This window comes from Streptomyces sp. WELS2, assembly GCF_013870595.1.
In the GTDB taxonomy this organism is placed as follows: Bacteria; Actinomycetota; Actinomycetes; order Streptomycetales; family Streptomycetaceae; genus Streptomyces.
Genome location: NZ_JACBWZ010000695.1, coordinates 1 through 3,338 on the forward strand (window position 1 = coordinate 1; position 3,338 = coordinate 3,338).

The window sequence follows — 3,338 nt, forward strand, 5'->3', positions numbered from 1 at the left end:
GCCCATGCCCAAGGGCCATGTGATGGGCGTGCCCGGCACGGCCGCCGCGCTGACCGGAGTCCTGTCCGCCGAGGGCCTGGCCCGCATCGAGCGCGACGCCGACCTGCCCCGCACCGAGACGGGCGACGACGTGGCCGTCGGCGAGTACGTGGCGGCCCGGCTCGGCCGCGAGGTCGTCGACCGCCTCGTGGAACCGCTGCTGGGCGGGGTGTACGCGGGCGACGCCTACCGCATCTCGATGCGCTCGGCCGTCCCGCAGCTCTTCCAGGCCGCCCGTGCCCACACCTCCCTCACCGAGGGCGTCCGCGAGATCCAGGCGAAGGCCGCCGCACAGCGGCAGACCGGGCCGGTCTTCATGGGCATCGCCGGCGGCATCGGCCGGCTGCCGCTCGCGGTCGCCGAGTCGGTGCGCGCCCGCGGCGGCGAGATCCTCACCGGCGCCCCCGCCCGCGAACTGCGCCGGGAGCCGGACGGCTGGCGGATCACCGCGGGCGAGCGCGTGCTGCGCGCCGACGCGGTCGTGGTCGCCGTACCCGCCCCGGCCGCCGCCACGCTGCTGCGCGCCGAGGCCCCGGGGGCCGCCGCCGAGCTGGCCGCCGTCGAGTACGCCTCCATGGCCCTGGTCACCCTCGCCTACCGGCGCGCCGACGCGCGTCTGCCCGAGGGCAGCGGCTTCCTCGTGCCGCCCGTCGACGGCCGCACCATCAAGGCGTCCACCTTCGCCTCCCGCAAGTGGGCCTGGATCGCCGAGGAGGACCCGGAGATGGTGGTGCTGCGCACCTCCGTGGGCCGCCACGGCGAGACGGAGATCCTCGGCCGGGACGACGCCGGCCTGGTGGAGGTCTCCCGGCACGACCTGCGCGAGGCCACCGGCCTGGACGCCGTCCCGGTGGAGACCAGGGTCACCCGCTGGACCGACGGCCTGCCCCAGTACCCCGTCGGGCACCACGCGCGCGTGGCCCGCGTCCGCGAGCACGTCGCCAAGCTCCCGGGGCTCGCGGTGTGCGGCGCCCAGTACGACGGCGTGGGCATCCCGGCGTGCATCGCGAGCGCCTACGCCGCGGTGGACCGGCTGGCGGGCGACGACCGAGGCGTCCGGGAGCTGACGGCCAACCCGGTGCAGAGCCTGCACGGCGGAGCGGGAGAATAGGGACCATGAGTGACGACGCCCCCATCACCGAGTCCGGCAGGATCCCGAACAAGGGCAAGCTGGCCAAGGACCTCAACGAGGTCATCCGCTACACCCTGTGGTCGGTCTTCAAGCTGAAGGACGCCCTGCCGGAGGACCGCGCGGGATACGCCGACGAGGTCCAGGAGCTGTTCGACCAGCTCGCCGCCAAGGACGTCACGGTCCGCGGCACCTACGACGTGTCCGGTCTGCGCGCCGACGCCGACCTCATGATCTGGTGGCACGCCGAGACCAGCGACCAGCTCCAGGAGGCGTACAACCTCTTCCGCCGCACCAGACTGGGCCGCGCGCTGGAGCCGGTCTGGTCGAACATGGCGCTGCACCGCCCGGCCGAGTTCAACCGCTCGCACATCCCGGCGTTCCTCGCCGACGAGACGCCCCGGAACTACGTCAGCGTCTACCCGTTCGTGCGCTCCTACGACTGGTACCTGCTGCCCGACGAGGACCGCCGCCGGATGCTCGCCGACCACGGCAAGATGGCCCGCGGCTACCCGGACGTGCGCGCCAACACGGTCGCCTCGTTCTCCCTCGGCGACTACGAGTGGATCCTCGCCTTCGAGGCCGACGAGCTGTACCGCATCGTCGACCTCATGCGCCACCTGCGCGGCTCCGAGGCCCGTATGCACGTCCGCGAGGAGGTCCCGTTCTTCACGGGCCGCCGCAAGGACATCGGCGACCTGGTGGCAGGGCTCGCCTGAGCCGCCCCGAAGGGGCGCGGGGAACGGCGCGAGGAAGCACAACGTCCCGCAGCCGCCCGACGGCATGACAGGCCACCCCACTAGGCGCCTTCGGGCCGAGCCGCCGGAGGCCGGCGTGGCGCGCACGACGCGTGCCGCGCCGGCACCCGGCCCTCCAGCAGGTACGCGTACAGGTGCCCGTTGACGCAGGCGTTCGGCCCGCCCGCGATCCCGTGCGTCCCCGCGTCCCGCTCCGTCACCAGCACCGACCCGGCCAGCCGCCGGTTCATCGACAGCGCCCCCTGGTACGGCGCCGCGGCGTCCCGCTCGGCCGCCAGGATCAGCACCGGCGGCAGCTCGCCCGGCCCGGTCCGCACGTCCAGCGGCTGCTGCCGGGGCGCCGGCCAGTAGGCGCACGGCAGGTTCGTCCAGGCGTTGTCCCAGGTCTCGAAGGGCGCCACCCGGGCGAGGCGGGTGTTGTCGCGGTCCCACACCCGCCAGTCCGTCGGCCAGGGGGCGTCGTTGCACTCGACGGCGGTGTACACGGCCGACGCGTTCTCCGCCTCGGCGGCCGTCTCCGGGTGCGGCGCGGCCAGCCGGACCAGCGGCCCGGGGTCGCCGTGCAGATAGGCCGAGAGGGCCGCGGCCCGGCTCGGCCAGTAGTCCTCGTAGTACGCGGCGGTCAGGAACGCGTTGTGCAGCTCGCCGGGGCCCACCTTCCCGGCCAGCCGGTCGCGCGCGGTGTCGTAGGCGCGCTGCACCCGCTCGGGCGTGGTGCCGAGCCGGTACACGTCGTCGTGCCCGGCGATCCAGTCCCGGAAGTCCGCCCAGCGGTCCTCGAACGCCGCCGACTGCTCCAGATTGCCGCGGTACCAGATCTTCTCCGGGTCCGGGTCCACCGCCGCGTCCAGCACCATGCGCCGCACGTGGGAGGGGAACATCGCCGCGTACAGCGCGCCGAAGTAGGTGCCGTACGAGGCGCCCATGAAGGTCAGCCGGTCCTCGCCCAGCGCGGCCCGCAGCACGTCCAGGTCCCGGGCGTTGTTCAGCGAGGTGTAGTGGCGCAGCCGGGTCCCGGACCGCCGGGCGCAGCCGCGCGCGTACGCCCGCGCCCGCGTGACGCGCTCCCGTTTGTACGCCTCCGAGGGGTGTTCCGGTGCGTCGGTGGGCGCCTCGAGGAAGCGTTCTGGATCCTCGCAGGACAGCGGTGCCGAGCGGCCCACCCCGCGCGGGGCGTAGCCGACCAGGTCGTAGGCGGCGGCGATCTGCTGCCACGGGGGAAGCGTGCCGGCCAGCGGGAAGTACATGCCGGAGGCGCCGGGGCCGCCCGGGGCGAAGACCAGGGCGCCCTGCCGGGGGACCTTCCGCTTGCTGTTGTGCGGGTCCTGCTGGGTGGCCCGGGCCCGGCTGACGGTCAGCTCGATCTGCTCCCCTTCGGGGTGGGCGTAGTCCAGCGGGACGCTCACCGTGCC

3 protein-coding genes are annotated in these 3,338 nt (G+C 74.5%); 2 read left to right on the forward strand and 1 reads right to left on the reverse strand.

Features of this window, described 5'->3' with window-relative positions:
• Both hemG and hemQ read left to right on the forward strand, forming a co-directional pair.
• Positions 1-1,150 (forward strand): protoporphyrinogen oxidase (hemG, locus tag H5J33_RS28275; RefSeq protein WP_181797668.1); only part of this gene is annotated, 1,150 nt, incomplete at its 5' end.
• 5 nt (positions 1,151-1,155) lie between these two features.
• Positions 1,156-1,887 (forward strand): hydrogen peroxide-dependent heme synthase, encoded by a 732-nt coding sequence (hemQ, locus tag H5J33_RS28280; protein WP_181797669.1) that lies wholly within the window; start codon positions 1,156-1,158, stop codon positions 1,885-1,887.
• A gap of 80 nt (positions 1,888-1,967) precedes the next feature.
• On the opposite strand, the gene H5J33_RS28285 is transcribed toward hemQ, so the two are convergent.
• Positions 1,968-3,338 (reverse strand): alpha/beta hydrolase (locus H5J33_RS28285; protein WP_181797670.1); only part of this gene is annotated, 1,371 nt, incomplete at its 5' end.